This is a genomic window from Streptomyces lydicus (genome assembly GCF_004125265.1).
In the GTDB taxonomy this organism is placed as follows: domain Bacteria; phylum Actinomycetota; class Actinomycetes; order Streptomycetales; family Streptomycetaceae; genus Streptomyces; species Streptomyces lydicus_C.
This window is the reverse complement of record NZ_RDTE01000003.1, coordinates 8,076,674-8,095,154: the sequence shown is the minus strand read 5'-3', so window position 1 is coordinate 8,095,154 and position 18,481 is coordinate 8,076,674. Positions and strand designations below refer to the sequence as shown.

Sequence of the window (18,481 nt, the reverse complement as noted above, 5' to 3'; positions counted from 1 at the left end):
GACACATCTGGAGCGACACCCCCCATGGATCTCAGCACCACCGTGGACCCCGAGCCCACCCCGGACACCGCCGCCCACGGCACCACCGATGGCGGCCCCGCCGACCTCGTCTTCCTCTCCGGCCCCGTGCACACCGTCGACGCCGCGCGCACCCGGGCGAGTGCGGTGGCGGTCCGCGGTGACCGCATCATCGCCGTCGGGCACGACGCGGAGGTCCGCGACCTGATCGGGCCCACCACGGAGGTCGTCGATCTGCACGGCAAGCTGCTCATCCCCGGCTTCCAGGACGCACATATCCACCCGGTAGGCGGCGGACTGGAGTTGGCGCTGTGTGATCTGAGCGCGGCCGTCACCGCCGAGGCGTACCGCGAGCTGATCAGCTCGTACGCGGCGGCGCATCCGGAGGCGGCGTGGATCACCGGCGGCGGCTGGTCCATGGAGGCCTTCCCCGGCGGCATGCCGACCCGGGAGTTCCTGGACGCCCTTGTCCCCGACCGGCCGGTGTTCCTCGTCAACCGCGATCACCACGGCGGCTGGGCCAACTCCCGCGCCCTGGAGCGCGCCGGGATCACCTCCCGTACGCCGGATCCGGCCGACGGGCGCATCGAGCGGGACGCGGACGGCCACCCGACCGGCATGCTGCAGGAGGGTGCCATGGAGCTGGTGGGCGGTCTGATCCCGGAGGCGACGCTCGCCGAACGGACCGCCGGGCTGCTCAGGGCACAGCGTCTCCTCCACGGGTACGGGGTGACCGCATGGCAGGACGCAATGCTGGGCCGCGCTCCCGGAGGGGCCGATCCCACCCCCGCGTATGTGGCCGCCCGGCGCGACGGCAAGCTCACGGCACGGGTCAGGGGGGCACTGTGGTGGGACCGGGCCCGTGGCGCCGAGCAGATTCCCGAACTCCTCGCTCGCCGGGAGGAGTTGACGGGCGGACGGCTCCGGGCGACCAGCATCAAGATCATGCAGGACGGCATCGCCGAGAACCACACGGCCGCCATGCTCAGCCCCTACCTCACCGCCTGCGGCTGCTCCTCCGACAACAGCGGTATCTCCTTCATCGACCCCGAGGACCTGCGGACCTACGTCACCCTGCTGGACGCGGAAGGCTTCCAGGTGCACTTCCACGCCCTGGGCGACCGGGCCGTACGCGAGGCCCTGGACGCCGTCGAGGCGGCCCGGTCGGCGAACGGCCTGCGCGACACCCGGCCGCACCTCGCGCATCTCCAGGTGGTCCACCCCGACGACATCCCGCGCTTTCGCCGACTCGGCGCCACCGCGAACATCCAGGCGCTCTGGGCGGCGCACGAACCGCAGATGGACGAGCTGACCATCCCCTTCCTGGGCCCACAACGCGCCGCCTGGCAGTATCCGTTCGGGGACCTGCTGCGCTCGGGCGCCACCCTCGCGGCGGGCAGCGACTGGCCGGTCAGCTCCCCCGACCCGATCGCCGCCCTGCATGTCGCGGTCAACCGCCAGGTGCCCGACGACCCGGCCTCGGCGCCGGTCTTCCTCCCCGAGCAGCGCATCGACCTGGGCTCCGCCCTCGCCGCGTACACGGCCGGCAGCGCCTACGCCAACCACCTCGACGACACCGGCACCATCCAGCCGGGAAAGCTGGCCGACCTGGCCGTCCTCGACCGTGACCCGTTCGACGGCGCCGCCGAGGAGATCGCGACGACCCGCGTACTGCAGACCTTCATCGGGGGGCGCCGGGTGTACGCGGCCGAGGACGCCTGAGCGCGTCGCCGCAGGGGCGGCGCGCCGCCCCTGCTCGGCGGCGTCGAGCCGGCCATCCGCTCGATGACCGGCTCCGCGTCGCTCACTCGATGACCAGCTCGACCTCGATGTTGCCGCGGGTGGCCTTGGAGTACGGGCAGTACTGGTGCGTCGCCTCGACCAGCTGCCGCCCGGTCTCGCCCGCGAGGGTGTCCGGCAGCTCCACCCGCATGACGACGGCCAGGCCGAAGCCGGTGTCGTCCTTGCCGAGGGAGACCTCGGCGGTGACCGAGACGTCCTTGGTGTCGAGCTTCATCTGGCGGCCGACGTTGCCCATCGCGCTGGCGAAGCAGGCCGCGTAGCCCGCGGCGAAGAGCTGCTCAGGGTTGGTGCCCGCGCCGTTGCCGCCGAGGGCCGGCGGCATGGCCAGGGCCAGGTCGATCCGGCCGTCGGAGCTGACCGCCCGGCCTTCGCGGCCGTTGGCGGTGGCGACAGCGGTGTACAGCGCGTCCATCACGGTTCCCCTTCGGTGGCGGGCGGCCGCTTCCCGGCCGCCCGATGGGCATCACAGTGACACACATTTAAGTTGCGCGCAACTAGATTGTGCACCACTAAATGCCGCGGCGAGCTAACCTGGCCCCATGACCTCCGCCACCAGGCCCCCGGTGCCCGACTCCGAACTGCTCCGCCTCGACCACCAGGTCTGCTTCTCGCTGCACGCCGCCTCCCGGGCGTTCGGCAGCGTCTACCGCGACGCCCTCAAGGACCTGGGCCTGACCTACCCCCAGTACCTGGTCATGCTGGTGCTGTGGGAGCACGGCCCCCGGCCGGTCAAGGCCATCGGCGAACAGCTCCGGCTGGACTCCGGCACCCTCTCCCCGCTCCTCAAGCGCCTGGAATCGTCCGGCCTGGTGCGCCGCGAGCGGAGCACCGAGGACGAGCGCTCGGTCACCATCCGCCTGACCCCCGCCGGCGACGAGCTGCGCGAGGCGGCCCTGCCCGTCCCCCGCAGAATGCTGGCCGCCACCGGCCTCACGATCGAAGAACTCCGCACACTCCAGGGCTTGTTGGGACGGGTGACCAGCGCCCTGGACGAGGCCTGACCCCGGAGAATCCCGGAGTCCCCCCGGCCCGGGCCCGTACCTCCCGCCGGTCCGCGGCGTTACGTACGTAGGTGCTTTCCGCGGCGCCCGCAAGGCGGGGCGCCGGCGCCCCGCCCCTCCCGGTGCGCTCATCACCCCATTGAGCTACCAAGGTTGGGGAGTCATCGGGACAAAGGCGTATAAAGAGGGGTCAAACCAGCCGGAGCCGCCGGTGAAATCCCGCCCACGACGCGGTTGGCAGCATCGCCTACGACAAGCGGAGGAGCGCCACGTGAACGCGGCAGAAGTTGTCAACACCTTGCTGGTCCAACGATTCGGGGTCTCCCCGGCCGACATCACCGATGAGTCCTTGCTGCGCGGCCTGCGCCTCGACTCCCTGGCGCTCGAAGAGCTCCGCGTCCTGATCGAGGAACGGCTGGACATCGACCTCGACGAGGTGTCGCTGACCCCGCGGAACACCGTGGGCCAGCTGGTGGCGGCCGTCGACGGCAAAGTTCCGGCATGACGGCCCGCCAGGAGCCGTTCGCCGCGGCCGTGACGGGACTGGGACTGGTGACCGCGGCAGGGGTGGGGGCGAAGGCCACCTGGCATGCCGTCACCCAGGAAACCGCGCCCGGCGGCGTGACCCACCAGGAGGAACTCGCCGATCTGCCCTGCGACTTCATGTACACCATTGCGGGTCTGGACACCACGGAACTGCTCGGGGTGGCCACCCAGCGGCTGATGGACCGCTTCGCGCAGCTCGCGGTGATCGCCGCCAGGGAAGCCGTCCTCGACGCCGGGCTCGACCCGGAATCCTGGGACAGCAGCCGGGTCGCGGTGGTCATCGGCTCCGCACACGGCGGGCTGCCGTTCTACGACCAGCAGCATGTCGCCATGGCCGGGCGCGGCGCCCGCCGGGTCTCTCCCAAACTCGCCCCGCTGACCGTCGTCAACAGCGCCGCCAGCAGTGTCTGTATGGACCTCGGCGCCCACGGCCCCAGCCTGGGCGTGGCCACGGCCTGCTCCTCCGGGACCGTCGCCCTGGGCACCGCCCACCAACTGCTGCGCGCCGGGGTCTGCGATATCGCCCTCGCCGGCGGGGCGGAGTCGGTCCTCTCCCGGCTGCTGATCGCCAGCGCCTGCCAGATGAAGGCGGTCTCCACCCGCCGGGACGATCCGGCCACCGCGTGCCGCCCCTTCGACGCGGGCCGGGACGGCTTCGTGGTCGGCGAGGGCGCCGGGCTGCTCGTACTGGAGCGGCCGGAGCACGCCAGGGCTCGTCACGCCCCCGTGCGGGCCCACCTCCGCGGCTACGGCGCGTCCAGCGATGCCTACGCGGCGGTGGCCCCCGACCCCGAGGGCAAGGGGATCGAGCGGGCACTGCGCACCGCGCTGGCGGACGCGGGGGTGCAGGCCGGCGACGTCGGCCACGTCAATGCGCACGGCACCTCGACGGTCGCCAACGACCACATCGAGGCCGCCGTGCTGCAGCGGGTTCTCGGCGATCACCCCCTGGTCACCTCGACCAAGGCGATGACCGGGCACGCGCTGGGCGCCGCGGGCGGGATCGAGGCCGCGCTCACCGTGCTCGCCCTGGAGCAGCAGCTGGTGCCCCCGACCGCCAACCTCGAGGTGCTGGATCCGCGGATCCCGGTCGACGTCGTGCACAAAGAGGCCCGGCAGGCGGCATTCGACTGCGCGGTCAAGACGTCGCTCGGCTTCGGCGGGCACAACGCCGCACTGGTGCTGACCCGCTAGGGCCTGTCCGTAAGGTCCCGTCGCGGGACAACAGGCCCGAGGCCGCCCCGGCACGCCGCGCCGGCGTGGGCGTTCCCGCCGGTGCTTCGAGAAGGAATCTCACATGTCCGAGGAAATGATCCGCTCCTTGTCGGTGGACGGGGTGTCCTACTCCTACCGGCGCCTGCGGCAGCCGGAGCGGATCACCGAACCCGTGCTGGTACTGGGCGGTGCGCTGCAGGGGATGTTCGGCTGGCCGCAGATGGAAGATCATGTGGGGCCGCTGGCGGATGTGGTGACCGCCGACCTGCCGGGCATGGGAAGCGCCGACCCGCTTCCCCCGGGGCCGAGCATCGATGTCGTCTGTGCGGCGATCAAGGGCATCATCGACGATCTGGGCGTCCCGCGGATCAATCTCTTCGGCTTCTCCTACGGGGCGGGCCTGGCCTACGGATGCGCCCGGCGGTTCCCCGGGCGGATCGCACGGCTCGCCTTGGGCGGGGTTCCGGCGCACATCAGCGAGGCGCAGAAGGAGCTGTGGCGGCGGGCGTCCGGCCACCTCGCGCAGGGCGACACCGAGGCCTTCGCCACCCTGGTCACCGAGGGGCTGATGTGCCTCGACGACCGCCGGCACGTCGCCCACCGGAAGCTGGCGTACCGCTACGTACGGCGCTCGATGCTGCATGCGGCCCGCAACTCCCGGCACGCCGTCGACTCGCTGCGCCGCGGGATCTCGGACCGCCCGGACTTCTCCGCCGGCCTGTCGGGCATCCCCACACTCGTCTTCAGCGGTGAGCACGACACGGTGACCTCGCCGGCCCGGCAACGGCACTTCGCGTCCACCATTCCGGGCAGCCGCTTTCTGACGATTCCGGACGCCGATCACTGGGTGGTGCTCGAACGCCCGCAGGATGTCGCGGACTTGGCCGCCAGGTTCTTCACCGACGGGGCGCTGGGCTCGGCGCCCGCCCTCGCACCGGTGGCGCGCGAGCGTGAGGAGGCGCCGGCGGCCGGTCCGGCGTGCGCGTGATCCGGCGGCCGGTCCGGCGTGCGCGCGATCCGGCGGCCGGTCACCCGAGATAGCATTCCCTTGCAGTTATATAGCCGTAGCGGCATCATGATGTCATGCCCCTACCGTTCGACGTACTAGCGGAGCCGAGCCGGCGCAAGATTCTCGACCTGCTCCTGGAGCGCCCACGGCTGGTCGGCGAGCTCACCCAGCAGCTCGGACTGAGCCAGCCCGGCACCTCCAAGCATCTGCGGGTGCTGCGCGAGGCCGGCCTGGTCCGGGTCCGACAGGACGCCCAGCGCCGCTGGTACGAGCTGCGGCCCGAGCCCCTGGCGGAGCTGGACGCCTGGCTCGCGCACTACCGGCATCTGTGGACCGGGTCCCTTGACGCCCTGGAACGGCATCTCGACGCCATGGAGGACGACCCCCGATGAACCCGCACTCCGACAGCCTCACCCCCGCCGGCGACGGCCGGAACACCCTGCGCATGGAGCGCAGGCTGGCGCATCCGCCCGCGAAGGTCTGGTCGGCGATCACCGATCCGGCACACATCGGGCAGTGGTTCCCCTCCGAGGTCACCGTGGAGCTGCGGCCCGGCGGAGCGATGACCTTCACCATGCCGGGTGTGACCGATATCGCCATGACCGGTACGGTCACCGACGCCGAGGAGCCCCGGCTGTTCGCCTTCACCTGGGGAGAGGACCACCTGCGCTGGGAGATCGCTCCGGACGGCGACGGCTCGCTGCTGACCTTGGTGCACACCTTCGGCGACCGGTTCGGCGGCGCGAGCTTCGCCTCCGGCTGGCACCTGTGCCTGACCGCGCTCTCGCAGCTGCTGGACGGCGCGCCGACGGCCGTCCCCCGCGACACCGGAGAGCTGCACGAGGCGTACGTCGAGCAGTTCGATCTCGGACAGGGCGCCGCCGAGGACACCCCGAGCGGGCCGCGGATCCGCTTCGAGCGCCAGCTCGTGCGGCCGGCCGAGGCCGTCTGGGCGGCGCTGACCTCGGGAGACGAGCCCGTGGAAGGTGAGCCCGCGCCGGCCGGCTTCACCTCCCGGGAGGCGCCGGCCGGACCCGTCACCGAGGTACGGGCCCCTTCCGTGCTCGCCTACCGCAGGGGTCCGGAAGGCACGGTCCGGTGGGAGCTGGGCCGGGGCACCGGTCATGGCGCCCGGCTCGTCCTCGTCCAGACCGGCCCGCCGGGTGCCGATGCGGATGCGGCACTGCGGGCGTGGCACGACCGCATCGAGCATCTTGCGGCCCGGCTACTGGAGAACTGACACCGACCGGCAGTCCCCGGTCGGCGGCGCCACCGTGTTCCCGCGCCCCCCAGGAAGGCCCTGGGGGGCGCGATGTCATGCAGGCGCGATGTCATGCAGGCGCGGCGCCATGAAGGCCCGCTCCGCAATACCCCGAAATGCCCCGCCGGGCGCCGCGCCGGCGCCTTTCAGAATTGCCTCTTATCCCTGCGACCCAGGGCGCTCATCCATGTGAGCCAGGCAACTTTGCGGTGCCGCGAAGGGGGCTCGGTCGCCGGTTCCGGGTGATGCCCGGCACGCGACGTACGTCACGTACGAGCACACCTAGTCGGTGCCTTTCCCTGCCCTGAGCGCGAAACACCGCATTTACAACGGACATCTCACTGCATCTCACGAAGATAGGTAGTACAAGGCACCTTTGCCTCTATCCAGGGCGCTGGCTAAGCATGTTCGGCGTAGCACCGAGAACGAGCCTGCGGACTCAGCCAGAGCGGCGAACGCGGCCAATGCCCCTCGGTCTCACGCGCCAACCGAAGGCCGCCTCCCCGCCATCAAGCCCTGGAAGAGGTCAGAACCCCCATGCTCAACTTCGCCCTGTCCCGCCCTGCCCGCATCACCCGCGCCCACAAGATTTCCGCGGCGCTGGTGGCCACCGCGAGCGGCGCCGCGGCGCTGGCGTTCACCGCGACGCCGAGCAACGCCGAGACCACCGCCGCCCACGCGCCGTCCACCGTCAAGCCCGTCAGCGCCAACGGCCTTCCGCTCACCGCGAAGGACCGTGCGGACGACGGCACGAAGGGCCGGCAGCTCGCCTCGTCCGTCACCGCCGGTCTGAAGGTCACCGCGGTCGAGAAGCAGGGCCACACCGCCCAGCAGGCCGCCAACCGGTCGGTCGAGCGCAAGGTCATCGCCGCGCCCAAGTCCGCTCCCAAGGCAGCGCCGAAGGCCGCCCCCAAGCGCTACGCGAACAACCTGGACGGCTGGATCCGCGAGTCGCTCGACATCATGAAGGCCAAGGGCATCCCCGGCTCCTACGAGGGCCTGCACCGCAACATCATGCGGGAGTCCAGCGGCAACCCCAACGCCGTCAACGACTGGGACATCAACGCCATCAACGGCATACCCTCCAAGGGCCTGCTGCAGGTGATCCAGCCCACCTTCGACACCTACCACGTGTCGGGCACGCCCCATAAGCTCACCGACCCGATCGCCAACATCACCGCCGCCGCCAACTACGCGGCCCACCGGTACGGCTCGATCGACAACGTCAACTCGGCCTACTGAGCCGGAGCGACGCGACCGTGAGGACGGTCGGAGCAGACTGATACGGGCGCCGCAGTGCGGCGCCCGGCACGGCAACGGCAGTGGCCCTGCCCGCATCTCGCGGGTGGGGCCATCGCCGTTGCCATGGCCGTGGCGATCGCCGCGGCCTTCGCCATTTTCGTGTCCCTTGCCGCCGCCGTCCGCGGCGCGGGTGCCGGGCGTCGGCTCCCGTGCCGGTGCCCGGGCCCTGCGCCGCGCGTCAGAAGCGGTCGCGTCGGACCGTGCCGCCACCGAAGACGGTGTCGAGGATGTGGCCGGCGAGGCGAAGTCCCGCGCGCTCCCTGGGCGTGAGCGGGTGGTCGCGGTGCCAGCCGCGCTGGTGGTGGCTGTCGGCCGGGGTCGCGGCGGCGACGCCCGTCGCGAGGAAGCCCGAGACGAGAAGACCGGTGAGAACGACGGCAAGACGACGGAGCATGAGCACGTCCCTACGAGGAGTGATGGCTGTGTGCGGTGCCACCCTCGGGGAGCCGGGGGTGCGCAGTCATGCGACAGCTCCGGGTGCTGCTGCGAACGGACCAGCAGCACCGCCGTATCGCCGTACCGAGGACTCACCAACGGCCCATCCGGCATGCGCCCTTCCCTGTTCCGCACCCACGTGCAGCAGAGCCCCGCCCGCTCGTGAATCGGCGCACAATTGCCGCCCTATTGGGCCCCGGACACGGTGCGCCGCACCACATTCGGAGATTCCCGGGCCGACGCACCGGGCAATTTCCGGGACGGATCTGCTGCCGTCCGCACGCAAAACAGCGCCGGAGACCGGTAATTCCGGTGTGAGCCAGGCAACTTATACGGACCGGCCGAGCGGCCTCGGAAGGCCCTCCCAGGTGACTCGCGGCACGCGACGTACGTCACGTACGAGCTTTCCTAGTTGATTTCTATGCGGCCATTCCGGGCCAACGCCGCCAGAAACGCTTATCACTTCAGGTATCCGGGTTTACCTCACGAAGATGAGTAGTACCGAGCACCATTGCCTCGATTCGGGACCGGCGTTAACCATGGATTCCGACGCACTGAGAGCGAGCTTGCGACTTACGCCCCACGGCAATCGCGGCAAAGACCTCCGGTGCGGAACGCGCCGCCAAAAAGGCCGCCTCCCCGTCCCCAGTACCTGGAAGAGGTCAATCTGCATGCCTAGCTTCACCCTGCCCCGCATTACCCGCATCACCCGCACCCACAAGATCGCCGTGGCCGTCCTGGCCGGCGCGGGTGCCACCTCGGGCCTGGCCATGACCTCGGCTCCGGACACCGCTCAGGCGGCGTCCGCGCACGCCCCGGCCGCGGTCAAGCCCGTCGATGCGAAGGGACAGCCCGGCAAGGCCGACGACGCCAAGACCGGCCGTGCCGTGACCGCCTCGGTCGCCGGCCACACCAAGGTCACCGACGTCGCCGAGCAGCACAGCGCCCAGCAGGCCGCCAGCCGCTCCACCGAGCGCACCGGCATCAAGGGCTACTCGAACAACCTGGACGGCTGGATCCGCCAGTCCCTGGACATCATGAAGGCCAAGGGCATCCCCGGCTCCTACGAGGGCCTGCACCGCAACATCATGCGGGAGTCCGCCGGTAACCCCAACGCCGTCAACGGCTGGGACGTCAACGCCGTCAACGGCACGCCGTCCAAGGGCCTGCTGCAGGTGATCCAGCCCACCTTCGACAGCTACCACGTGTCCGGTACGCCCAAGAAGCTCACCGACCCGATCGCCAACATCACCGCCGCCGCCAACTACGCGGCCGACAAGTACGGCTCGATCGACAACGTCAACTCGGCCTACTGAGCCGACGGAGCCGACCAGCCGTCGCCGGCCCTCCCGGCCGGCCCAGCCTGATGAGGCCACGGGTATGACGGAGTACACAAGCGAGCCGACAGGCTCTGCATAAGGCAGCTTGCGAAGCGGCGGAATGGCGCGTTCGCCGCTGCGCGGTGGAGCGGGTCCCGGCAGTGCCGGGGCCCGCTTCGCTCTGTCGTGCGATACCGGCGACGGCGCCAAAGGCGCGACCTGTTGTCCCTGACCGCCGGACGGGTGAGATGTGGGGCTGGTCGGCGGACCGACGGCCTGTTGGGCCATGGCGTCAGGCAGTTCTGCGTATAAGTCTCTTATCGGCAGGATTCTGCTCAAAAGCTGCCGAACCTGACTCAACCGAAGGCCTTCGGAGGCATGCGATGCCCTTGCGCAGATCCGGTCCGGCCCGCCGTACAGTCCCTCTTGCGGCCGGAACTCTCGTCTCTCTTCTCTCCGTGCTCGCTCTGCCCCTCGCGCTGCCCGGCTCCGCCACGGCGTCGGACTCCGAGAAGAGACCCGCCCACCCCGAGCAGGACTGGATGGGCTCCACCATCGCGGCCCACGAGGGCAGCAGCGTCCGGGCAGGTGGTCTGGAGCCGCAGGCGTCGTCCAGAAGGGCCGTGTCCGGCGTCGACGTCTCCAGCCACAACGGCAGGGTCGGCTGGAAGTCGCTGCGCAAGTCCGGGGTGCGTTTCGCGTATGTCAAGGCCAGCGAGGGGACCAGCTACACGAACCCGTACTTCGCGCAGCAGTACCGGGGCTCGTACTCATCCGGCATGATCCACGGCGCGTACCACTTCGCGCTGCCCGACCACTCCAGCGGCAGCGACCAGGCGGAGTACTTCGCCGACCACGGCGGCGACTGGTCCAGGGACGGCAGGACGCTGCCCGGCGCGCTCGACATGGAGTACAACCCCTACGGCGCGACCTGCTACGGCAAGAGCCACAAGTCGATGGTCAGCTGGATCCGCGACTTCGTGCTGACCTACCGGGAGGAGACCGGCCGCTACCCGGTCATCTACACCTCCACCAACTGGTGGAAGCGCTGCACCGGCAACTCCGGCAAGTTCGGCAGGACGAACCCGCTGTGGATCCCGCGCTACGGCTCCTCCGTCGGCTCACTGCCGCGCGGCTGGGAGTACCACAGCATCTGGCAGCACACCTCCTCGGGCCACTCGGTCGGCGACCGCAACCGCTTCAACGGCACCTACACCCGCCTCAAGGTCCTCGCGAAGGGCAGCTGACACCGCCTCACCTTCCTACTCCCGGCCGGTCCCCGGCGCCACGTGTGGCGCGCCGGGGACCGGCCGCCGTTGTGCGCCCGGCGTTCGCCGCGAACCGCCCGTGTGCGGTTTTTGGACAACCGGAGTCGAACAAGGGGGAATTCCCTTCCGCGGTGCAACCATCCGCGGCCGGCCGCTGTCCAACACTGTGAAAAGACCACGCGACGCACGCACCCGACGGGGGTAATTCAGATGAAGCGTTCACGTGCCATCGCAGGATCCGCAGTGCTGGCCGTGGCGAGTATCGCCACGATGACGGCGGCCACCACCGCATCCGCGGCAACAAAGGCCGCCGCATACAACGGAGCCTGCGGAAGCGGCTACAGCGTAGTGAATTCCGTACCGGTCACCGGAAAGGGGACCGTGTACCTGACGTACAGCGCAAAGACCGGAAAGAACTGTGTGGTGACGGTGCGGAACAGCCCGGGTAAGCCGGTGTACATGTACACGTATCTCTCGGCCACCAACGGCGGTTCCGGCTGGGTTTACGACGAGGGGAAGTACACCTCGTACGCCGGTCCCGTCTACCTGTCCGCGAAGGGCACCTGTGTGGACTGGGGCGGCACGATCGAGTCGGTCAGCGTCAACGTTTCCGGCTCCAACTGCGGCCGGATGGCGCCGGGCGTCGTCACGCACCACACGCACCACACGCACCACTGAGAAGACCGTGCGGGCGGGTTCCCGGGCAGCGCGCCCGGGAACCCGCCTTCCTGGTGTCTCCGCTCAGGCCCTGCCCAACGCCCGTAGCGCGGACCGGGCCGCATTGTGGCCGCTCATCCCGTGGGCGCCGGCTCCCGGCGGGGTGGCCGCCGAGCAGAGGAAGACCCCGGGGACGCCGGTGCCATACGGGTCAAGGGCGACGCGGGGACGCATGGTGAGCTGCAACGGGGTGTTCGCGCCGCCGATGATGTCGCCGCCGGCGAGATTGGCGTTGCCCCGTTCGAGCTCGGCGGTCGGGGTGGCGGTGACGGCGACGATGCGCTCCCGCGTCCCCGGCGCGAAGCGCTCGAACTGCGCCAGCATCGCGGCGGTGGCGTCGCCGGTGTAGCCGTGCGGCACATGTGCGTACGCGGAGACCGGGTGGAGGTCACCTGCGGAGCGGCCGGGGTCGGCGAGGTACTGCTGGGCGACCAGGAGGAACGGCTGCTCCGGCATCCGTCCGAGATGGACCTCCCGCTCCGCGTGGGCGATCTGCTCGAAGCTGCCGCCGAGGTGGACCGTTCCGGCCCGCCGGCAGGCCTCGGCGCGCCAGGGCACCCCGCCCTCGACCGTCAGATCGAGCTTGAACGCACCGGGGGCGGGCCGGTAGCGGGTGTAGGCGCGGCGTACCCGGGGCGGCAGCCGGTCGCCGATCAGCGCTGCCGCCGCGGTCGGCATCAGATCGAGCAACACCGTTGCGGCGGGCGGGAGTTCGTCGAGCGAGCGGATCGGTACGCCGGTCTCGATCCGGCCGCCGGCCTCGGTGAGCAGCGCGGCCAGCGCCGTGGCGATGGCGCCCGAGCCGCCCTTCGCCACCGGCCAGCCGTACCGGTGCCCGGCCGCGATGATCATGAGCCCCACGGACGCGCCGGCCGGCCGGCTCAGCGGGCCGAAGAGGTGGGCCGCCACCCCGCCGAAGAGAGCACGGCCCGCTTCCGTGCGGAAACGGTGCGCGATCAGTGTGGCCGGCTGCAGGGCGTGCAGCCCGAAGCGGGCGAGCCGGAACGGGTGGCGGGGCACCTTGAGGAGCGGCCGCATGACCTCGTCGGTCAGCGCCTCCGCGTCGGCGGCCAACGGCCCGAACAGCCGACGCCAGGCCGGTCCGTCGGCGCCGAGGCCTTCGGCGGTCCGCTCCACGGACCGGTGGAGCGCTCCGGCACCTCCGGAGTCCACCGGGTGCGCCAGGTCGATCTCGGGCCACAGCCACTCCAGCCCGTACGGCGCGAGATCGAGGGTGCGCAGATACGGGGAGCCGGCGCCCATCACATGCGTCGAGGAACAGTGGTCGAACAGCACACCGGGGACGGTCAGTTCGCCGCTGCGGGTACCGCCGCCGATCTCATCGGCCGCCTCGAACACCGTCACCTGCAGCCCGCTGCGGGCCAGAGTGACCGCCGCGGCCAGACCATTCGGCCCCGCCCCCACCACCACTGCCCGCTCCCGCGCACACCTGGCTCGCTCCGTCATGGCACCAGCATGCCAACGACCCCCGGAATCCGGCCGGAGCGGTCGCGGATTCCGCCCCCGCCTCGGGCCGTTCACGCCGGGCGGGCATGGTGCTCCGCCGCCGCGGCGGCCGCGATGTTGCGGGCCATCCCGCCGAACACCGCGGCGTGGAACGGGGAGATGGACCACCAGTACGCATGGCCGGTCAGTCCGTGCGGGTGGAACAGGGCCCGCTGGCCGTAGCGCGTGCGGCCCTGGGCGTCGCGGCCGACCGTCAGCTCCAGCCAGGCCAGACCGGGCAGGCGCATCTCGGCGCGCAGCCGCAGCAGACGGCCCGGCACGACCTCTTCGACCCGCCAGAAGTCGAGCGAGTCGCCGACCCGCAGCCGGCCCGCGTCCCGCCGGCCGCGGCGCAGCCCCACTCCGCCGACCAGCCGGTCCAGCCAGCCGCGCAGCGACCAGGCGAGCGGGAAGGAGTACCAGCCGTTGTCCCCGCCGATGCCCTCGACCACCCGCCACAGCACCTCGGGCGGGGCGTCCACGGTCCGCTCCCGCCGGTCGGTGTAGAGGCTGCCGCCGGACCAGTCGGGGTCGGTGGGCAGCGGATCGCTCGGTGCGCCGAGCACAGCGGCGTTGGACCAGCGGGTGGTGACCTCGGCGTCCCGTACCCGGCGCAGCGCCAGTTCCAGGGCGTCGTCGAAGGCAAGGGGGTGGCCCGGCGGGTCGGGTGCGGGGACGTAGCGGGCGATGTCGTGCTCGTGGCAGACGACCTCGTAGCGCAGCGATTCGGCCAGGGGGCGGGCGAGGCCGGGGGGCACGGGGGTGACCAGTCCGATCCAGAGGCTGGACAGACGTGGGGTGAGCATCGGGACGGGGAGGATCAGCCGCTCGGGCAGCCCCGCGACCCGTGCGTAGCGCTGCATCATGTCGCGGTAGGTGAGGATGTCGGGCCCGCCGATGTCGAAGGTGCGGCTGACGTCACCGGGGAGGCGGGCACAGCCCACGAGGTAGCGCAGCACATCCCGGACGGCGACCGGCTGGATGCGGGTACGCACCCAGCTCGGTGTGACCATGACCGGCAGCCGCTCGGTGAGGTAGCGCAGCATCTCGAACGAGGCCGAGCCGGAGCCGATGATCACGGCGGCGCGCAGGACCGCGGTGGGAACCCCGGAGGCCAGCAGGATGCCGCCGACCTCGGCGCGGGAGCGGAGGTGGGGTGACAGGTCCCGCTCGGGGATGCCCCGGGGGCCGAGGCCGCCGAGGTAGACGATGCGGCGCACTCCGGCGGCGCGGGCCTGCCGGGCGAAGATCTCCGCGGCCCTGCGGTCGGTGTCCTCGAAACTCCGGCCGCTGCCCAGGGCGTGCACCAGGTAGTAGGCGACCTCGACACCGTCCATGGCGCTACGGACCGACGCGGCGTCGGTGACATCGCCGCGCAGGATCTCGGTATCCGCGGCCCAGGGGTGGTCACGCAACTTCTCCGGCGTCCTGGCCAGCGCCCGTACGGCGAATCCTGCCGCGAGGAGTTCGGGCACCAGGCGTCCGCCGATGTATCCGGTGGCGCCGGTGACCAGGGCATACGGGCGGTGCGCGGGCGACGCCGGGGCCACGGCTTCGACGACGGTGCCGTTGTCGGTCCTTGTGCCGTCGGTGCCTTTGCGGTCGGCGCCTTTGCGGTCGGCGCCTTTGTTCTCGGCGCCTTTGTCGTCGGTCCCGTTGCCGGTCCCCTTGTCGGTGCCTTTGTCGGTGCCTTTGTCGGCCACGGGCACGGCCTCCTCCGGCTTGGCGGCGGCACGAAGATCCTGCCCGCCAAGTGTGGCACCGGCACCGGTACGGGGCATCATGGCGCGGGCGAGGCGAGGACGACTGCGGCCCGGAGGGAATGGCGGGGACGTGTCGTGGGGCGGGGCGAGGCGGGGCATGCGGTGGGCGGGGAGGGGCGGGGCGGAGCCGTCGCGCTGGCAAGTCGCGCTGGGGTGTCCCGCTCGCCGGCCCTCTTCACCAGCCGTCCTCACCAGCCCACCAGCCCTGCTCACCGATCCGGCACCTGCACCAGCACCCGCGCCAGCGCCTGTGCCCGCACCCGCACCCGCACCCGCACCCGCACCCACGGTTCGCCCGAGGACATCGCCGGGCACTTGGCCGAATACGGTCGGGCGGGTGTGAACGAAGTTGTCGTCAACGTCGCGGGGCGTGTAATCCGAGCACGGACACCCGGACACCCGGACGCCGTGCGAGACCGCTCCAGGACATCCCCACCACGTGCCGGGAGCAGGAACAGACACATGATCAGGTGCGGGAGCACGGGAGCACAGGAGCGCCGAGGCGCCGCCCGACCGCACGCAGGGAGGAGACGCACCACGGTGCCCGACGACATCGATCGCTGGCTGACCGAGTACGCCAGGCCACTCGGCTCGCTCACGCCGGGCGCTCCGCACCAGGACCTCGAACCGCTCGGTGCGGCCCTGCGGGGCGTGCGGATCGTGGGTCTGGGCGAATCCACCCACGGCACGCGCGAGTTCTTCCGGCTGAAGCACCGGATCGTGCAGTTCCTGGTGCGCGAGGCGGGTTTCACCACCTTCGCCATGGAGGCCAGTGCGTCTGCCGCCCGGGCCCTGGACACGTATGTGCGGCACGGCACCGGTGACCCCGCGCGCCTCCTCACCCGCCTGGGGTTCTGGACCTGGCGCACGGAGGAAATACTCGACCTCGTGGAATGGCTGCGCGCCCACAACGCCGTCCTTCCCGAGAGCCGTCGGGTGCGCTTCGTCGGCACGGACCCCCAGCGCTGCACCGACTCGGTAGAGGTGGTCGCCGCCTTCCTGCGCCAGGTGGCACCCGAGCGGGAGCGGGACGTGGACGCACTTCGGGTGCTGGAGCAGGCCCGCCCCGCGTCCCGGCCCGACCCGGAACAGGCCCTCCTGCGCCGCGTCGAAGCACTCGTCGGCTTCCTGGAGGACCACCGGGAGCAGTTCGCCCGGCACACCACGGCGGATACCGCACACGAGGCCCTGGAACACGCGCGCATCCTGCTACGAGCAGCCGATCTGGTGACCCGCTCTCCCGGTATGGCCTCCGGGGAGCACAGCGTGTTCGCCGCCCGTGACCGCTACATGGCCGACGCCGTGGCACGGCTCGTCGACGACAGCGCCGCGGAGCGCGTCATCCTCTGGGCCCACAACGGACACCTCACCAAGGGCACCTACGGCAACGGGGTGCCCGCGCTGGGCAGCAGACTCCGGGAGCGCTACGGCGACAGCTACTACGCGCTGGCCCTGCTCTTCGGCAAGGGCTCCTTCCTCGCCCGCCGCGGCAACGACCCGCAGGGTCCACCGCGTCGGCACCGCATCGGCACCGCGATCCGGTCCGTCGAAGCGCGCCTCGCACAGGCCGTCCCCGGCAACTACTACGCCGACCTGCGCACCCCCGGCCCCTCCCCCGATGCCGCCCGGTGGCTGCGCACCCCGCACATGCACCGCAGCTTCGGTGCCGGCGTGCCACGGTTCGTCTACCGCTTCCACATGGCGCCACTCGTCCCCGCCGAGGACTACGACGGCATCGCCTTCGTCGCCCACTCCACCTGCTCCCGCCTCCTGCCACCCGTGCGGACCTGAGCGGCGCCGCTCAGAACCACCTGGCCGACGCCGCGCCGCATCCAGCGTCAGCTTCCACCGGGGCTCGGCCCATTTCCGTTGCCTTCGCCCGCGTCCCTGGTCGATCCTGTGTGCGCGTCGACATCGGCAAGGAGGACATGATGGGCGTGCTGCTGTTCCCGGGAGACGACGACACCGGCAGCCCGGATGTCTCCTGGTCCTACTCCAGCTTCGGAGCGTTCCGGCAGTGGCTGGCGCAGGCCGAGGGCTTCACCCTCGACGAGATGTACGGCTTCGGCGGACAGCGCCCGTGGAGCGATGTCTCCACCGGGCTGGCGCCTCTCCTCGATCACCCCGACGACGCCGGTCCCGACCTCACCCCCACCCACTGCGCGGCGATGCTGCCCCGCCTGAGGGAGATCGGCGACCGCTGGTACGGGGCAAGCGCCGGCCCTCTCCTCCGGCGGCACATCGACGACGTCCGCCAGTTGGTGGTCGTCCTGCAGCTCTGCGTCGAGAAGGACGTGGATCTCCACTTCAGCTGAGGGCTGTCCCGTAGCCGTCGGCAGGCATCCCCCGGCTCACGGCCGGCCGCAGCAAGAGGACAGGCCGAGGCGATATACGGCGGCGCGCTTCAGGAGGCGGGGCCGACGAGATCCTGGTTGCCGAGGACGGTGAGGAGGGCGAGGCGTTCGGCGTCCTCGGTGCCGGGTTCGGCCGTGTAGACCATGATCCGCAAGTCGCTGCCCGCCACGGTGAGGACGTCGCAGTCCAGCGATACGGGCCCGACCTGAGGGTGGTCGATCGTCTTCCGCGAGGGATCGTGACGGCCGACGGCGCCCGTGGCCCACAGCTCGCCGAACCGCTCGCTGCCCGCGCGCAGGTCGGCGATCAGCCGCTGCAGCCGCCGGTCGGCCGGGTACCGCTCGGCGGCCGCGCGCAGGTCCGCGACGAGCGCGGCCTCGTGATCGCGCTGCGCCTGCGGCGTGCGGCGGGCCCCGGTGCCCGGGCCGAGGAAGTGACGCCACACGCCGTTGCGCTCGTTGCCGCGTCGGCCGGACGGATCGCCCATCAGGGCCGCGTAGGGCGCATTGGCCACGAGCAGGGTCCAGGACGCGTCGAAGACCGCCACGGGAGTCCCCGTCAGCCGGTCCAGCAGCCGCTGGACGCTGGGGGTGAGATATGCCGGCACCGTCTTCGGACCCGGCGGCACGAGCCCGGCCAGCCGGAACAGGTGGGCGCGCTCCTCCTCCGAGAGCCGCAGCGCCCGGGCCAGGGCTTCGACGACCTGGGTCGAGGGGTGGGTGGCACGCCCCTGCTCGAGCCGGGTGACGTAGTCGACCGAGATCCCGGCCAGCAGGGCCAGCTCCTCGCGCCGCAGTCCTGCCGCGCGCCGCTGCCCGCCGGCCGACAGCCCCACCGCTTCGGGCCCCACCCGGTCGCGCCAGCGGCGCACCGCCTTGCCGAACTCCGCCGTCGCCATGCGGCCAGTGTGCCCTGCCTGCCGGCCGCCTTCCTGGTACTGCCGGTCCCAGGAAGCCGGGGCTC

The 18,481-nt window shown here is 71.5% G+C and carries 18 protein-coding genes; 13 read left to right on the top strand and 5 right to left on the bottom strand.

What is annotated here, in order from left to right; translation table 11 throughout:
* Positions 1-24: 24 nt before the first annotated feature.
* A complete protein-coding gene (locus D9V36_RS38200) occupies positions 25-1,740 on the top strand; it encodes an amidohydrolase (protein ID WP_129297797.1) in 1,716 nt (571 codons plus the stop codon).
* Positions 1,741-1,822: 82 nt separating this feature from the next.
* Here D9V36_RS38200 and D9V36_RS38195 read toward each other — a convergent pair whose 3' ends face one another.
* The gene (locus tag D9V36_RS38195) at positions 1,823-2,233 is read right to left on the bottom strand and encodes an organic hydroperoxide resistance protein (protein ID WP_129297796.1); all 411 of its coding nucleotides are present in this window, start codon (positions 2,231-2,233) and stop codon (positions 1,823-1,825) included.
* A gap of 127 nt (positions 2,234-2,360) precedes the next feature.
* On the opposite strand from D9V36_RS38195, the gene D9V36_RS38190 reads away from it, so the two are divergent.
* From D9V36_RS38190 to D9V36_RS38160, 7 genes are all read left to right on the top strand, one after another.
* Positions 2,361-2,822, top strand: a complete 462-nt coding sequence (locus D9V36_RS38190; RefSeq protein ID WP_129297795.1) for a MarR family winged helix-turn-helix transcriptional regulator — start codon at positions 2,361-2,363, stop codon at positions 2,820-2,822.
* A 271-nt stretch (positions 2,823-3,093) separates the two neighbouring features.
* The gene (locus D9V36_RS38185; protein WP_129297794.1) at positions 3,094-3,327 is read left to right on the top strand and encodes an acyl carrier protein; all 234 of its coding nucleotides are present in this window, start codon (positions 3,094-3,096) and stop codon (positions 3,325-3,327) included.
* Positions 3,324-4,562, top strand: a complete 1,239-nt coding sequence (locus tag D9V36_RS38180) for a beta-ketoacyl-[acyl-carrier-protein] synthase family protein (protein ID WP_129297793.1) — start codon at positions 3,324-3,326, stop codon at positions 4,560-4,562. Before D9V36_RS38185 ends, D9V36_RS38180 begins: the two co-directional genes overlap by 4 nt.
* A 103-nt stretch (positions 4,563-4,665) precedes the next feature.
* Positions 4,666-5,571, top strand: coding sequence for an alpha/beta fold hydrolase (locus D9V36_RS38175; RefSeq protein ID WP_129297792.1), 906 nt, complete (start codon positions 4,666-4,668; stop codon positions 5,569-5,571).
* A 95-nt stretch (positions 5,572-5,666) separates the two neighbouring features.
* Positions 5,667-5,984 (top strand): ArsR/SmtB family transcription factor, encoded by a 318-nt coding sequence (locus D9V36_RS38170; RefSeq protein WP_129297791.1) that lies wholly within the window; start codon positions 5,667-5,669, stop codon positions 5,982-5,984.
* Positions 5,981-6,832 carry an SRPBCC family protein gene (locus D9V36_RS38165; RefSeq protein ID WP_129297790.1) on the top strand — a complete coding sequence of 284 codons (852 nt, stop codon included), beginning with the start codon at positions 5,981-5,983 and terminating at the stop codon, positions 6,830-6,832. Before D9V36_RS38170 ends, D9V36_RS38165 begins: the two co-directional genes overlap by 4 nt.
* A 558-nt stretch (positions 6,833-7,390) precedes the next feature.
* The gene (locus tag D9V36_RS38160) at positions 7,391-8,095 is read left to right on the top strand and encodes a transglycosylase SLT domain-containing protein (protein ID WP_129297789.1); all 705 of its coding nucleotides are present in this window, start codon (positions 7,391-7,393) and stop codon (positions 8,093-8,095) included.
* Positions 8,096-8,333: 238 nt separating this feature from the next.
* On the opposite strand, the gene D9V36_RS38155 is transcribed toward D9V36_RS38160, so the two are convergent.
* Entirely contained in the window at positions 8,334-8,549 is a 216-nt protein-coding gene (locus D9V36_RS38155; protein WP_129297788.1) for a hypothetical protein, read from the bottom strand.
* Between the two features lie 712 nt (positions 8,550-9,261).
* Between D9V36_RS38155 and D9V36_RS38150 the strand changes: the two genes are divergently transcribed.
* The 3 genes from D9V36_RS38150 to D9V36_RS38140 all read left to right on the top strand — a co-directional run bounded on the left by D9V36_RS38150 (position 9,262) and on the right by D9V36_RS38140 (position 11,855).
* Positions 9,262-9,906, top strand: coding sequence for a transglycosylase SLT domain-containing protein (locus tag D9V36_RS38150; protein ID WP_129297787.1), 645 nt, complete (start codon positions 9,262-9,264; stop codon positions 9,904-9,906).
* A 386-nt stretch (positions 9,907-10,292) separates the two neighbouring features.
* Positions 10,293-11,156, top strand: coding sequence for a lysozyme (locus D9V36_RS38145; RefSeq protein ID WP_129297786.1), 864 nt, complete (start codon positions 10,293-10,295; stop codon positions 11,154-11,156).
* A gap of 231 nt (positions 11,157-11,387) precedes the next feature.
* Positions 11,388-11,855, top strand: coding sequence for a spore-associated protein A (locus D9V36_RS38140; protein WP_206739780.1), 468 nt, complete (start codon positions 11,388-11,390; stop codon positions 11,853-11,855).
* A gap of 63 nt (positions 11,856-11,918) precedes the next feature.
* Here the strand turns inward: D9V36_RS38140 and D9V36_RS38135 are convergent, their stop codons facing one another.
* Both D9V36_RS38135 and D9V36_RS38130 read right to left on the bottom strand, forming a co-directional pair.
* Complete coding sequence (locus D9V36_RS38135; protein WP_129297785.1) at positions 11,919-13,361, bottom strand: phytoene desaturase family protein; 1,443 nt, start codon at positions 13,359-13,361, stop codon at positions 11,919-11,921.
* Positions 13,362-13,432: 71 nt separating this feature from the next.
* Entirely contained in the window at positions 13,433-14,950 is a 1,518-nt protein-coding gene (locus D9V36_RS38130) for an SDR family oxidoreductase (RefSeq protein WP_129298976.1), read from the bottom strand.
* Positions 14,951-15,703: 753 nt separating this feature from the next.
* Here D9V36_RS38130 and D9V36_RS38120 point away from each other — a divergent pair.
* The gene (locus D9V36_RS38120; RefSeq protein WP_129297784.1) at positions 15,704-16,954 is read left to right on the top strand and encodes an erythromycin esterase family protein; all 1,251 of its coding nucleotides are present in this window, start codon (positions 15,704-15,706) and stop codon (positions 16,952-16,954) included.
* Between the two features lie 110 nt (positions 16,955-17,064).
* Positions 17,065-17,478, top strand: coding sequence for a hypothetical protein (locus D9V36_RS38115; RefSeq protein WP_347239854.1), 414 nt, complete (start codon positions 17,065-17,067; stop codon positions 17,476-17,478).
* A gap of 89 nt (positions 17,479-17,567) precedes the next feature.
* Here D9V36_RS38115 and D9V36_RS38110 read toward each other — a convergent pair whose 3' ends face one another.
* Positions 17,568-18,416, bottom strand: a complete 849-nt coding sequence (locus D9V36_RS38110; RefSeq protein WP_129297783.1) for a helix-turn-helix transcriptional regulator — start codon at positions 18,414-18,416, stop codon at positions 17,568-17,570.
* Positions 18,417-18,481: the final 65 nt, after the last annotated feature.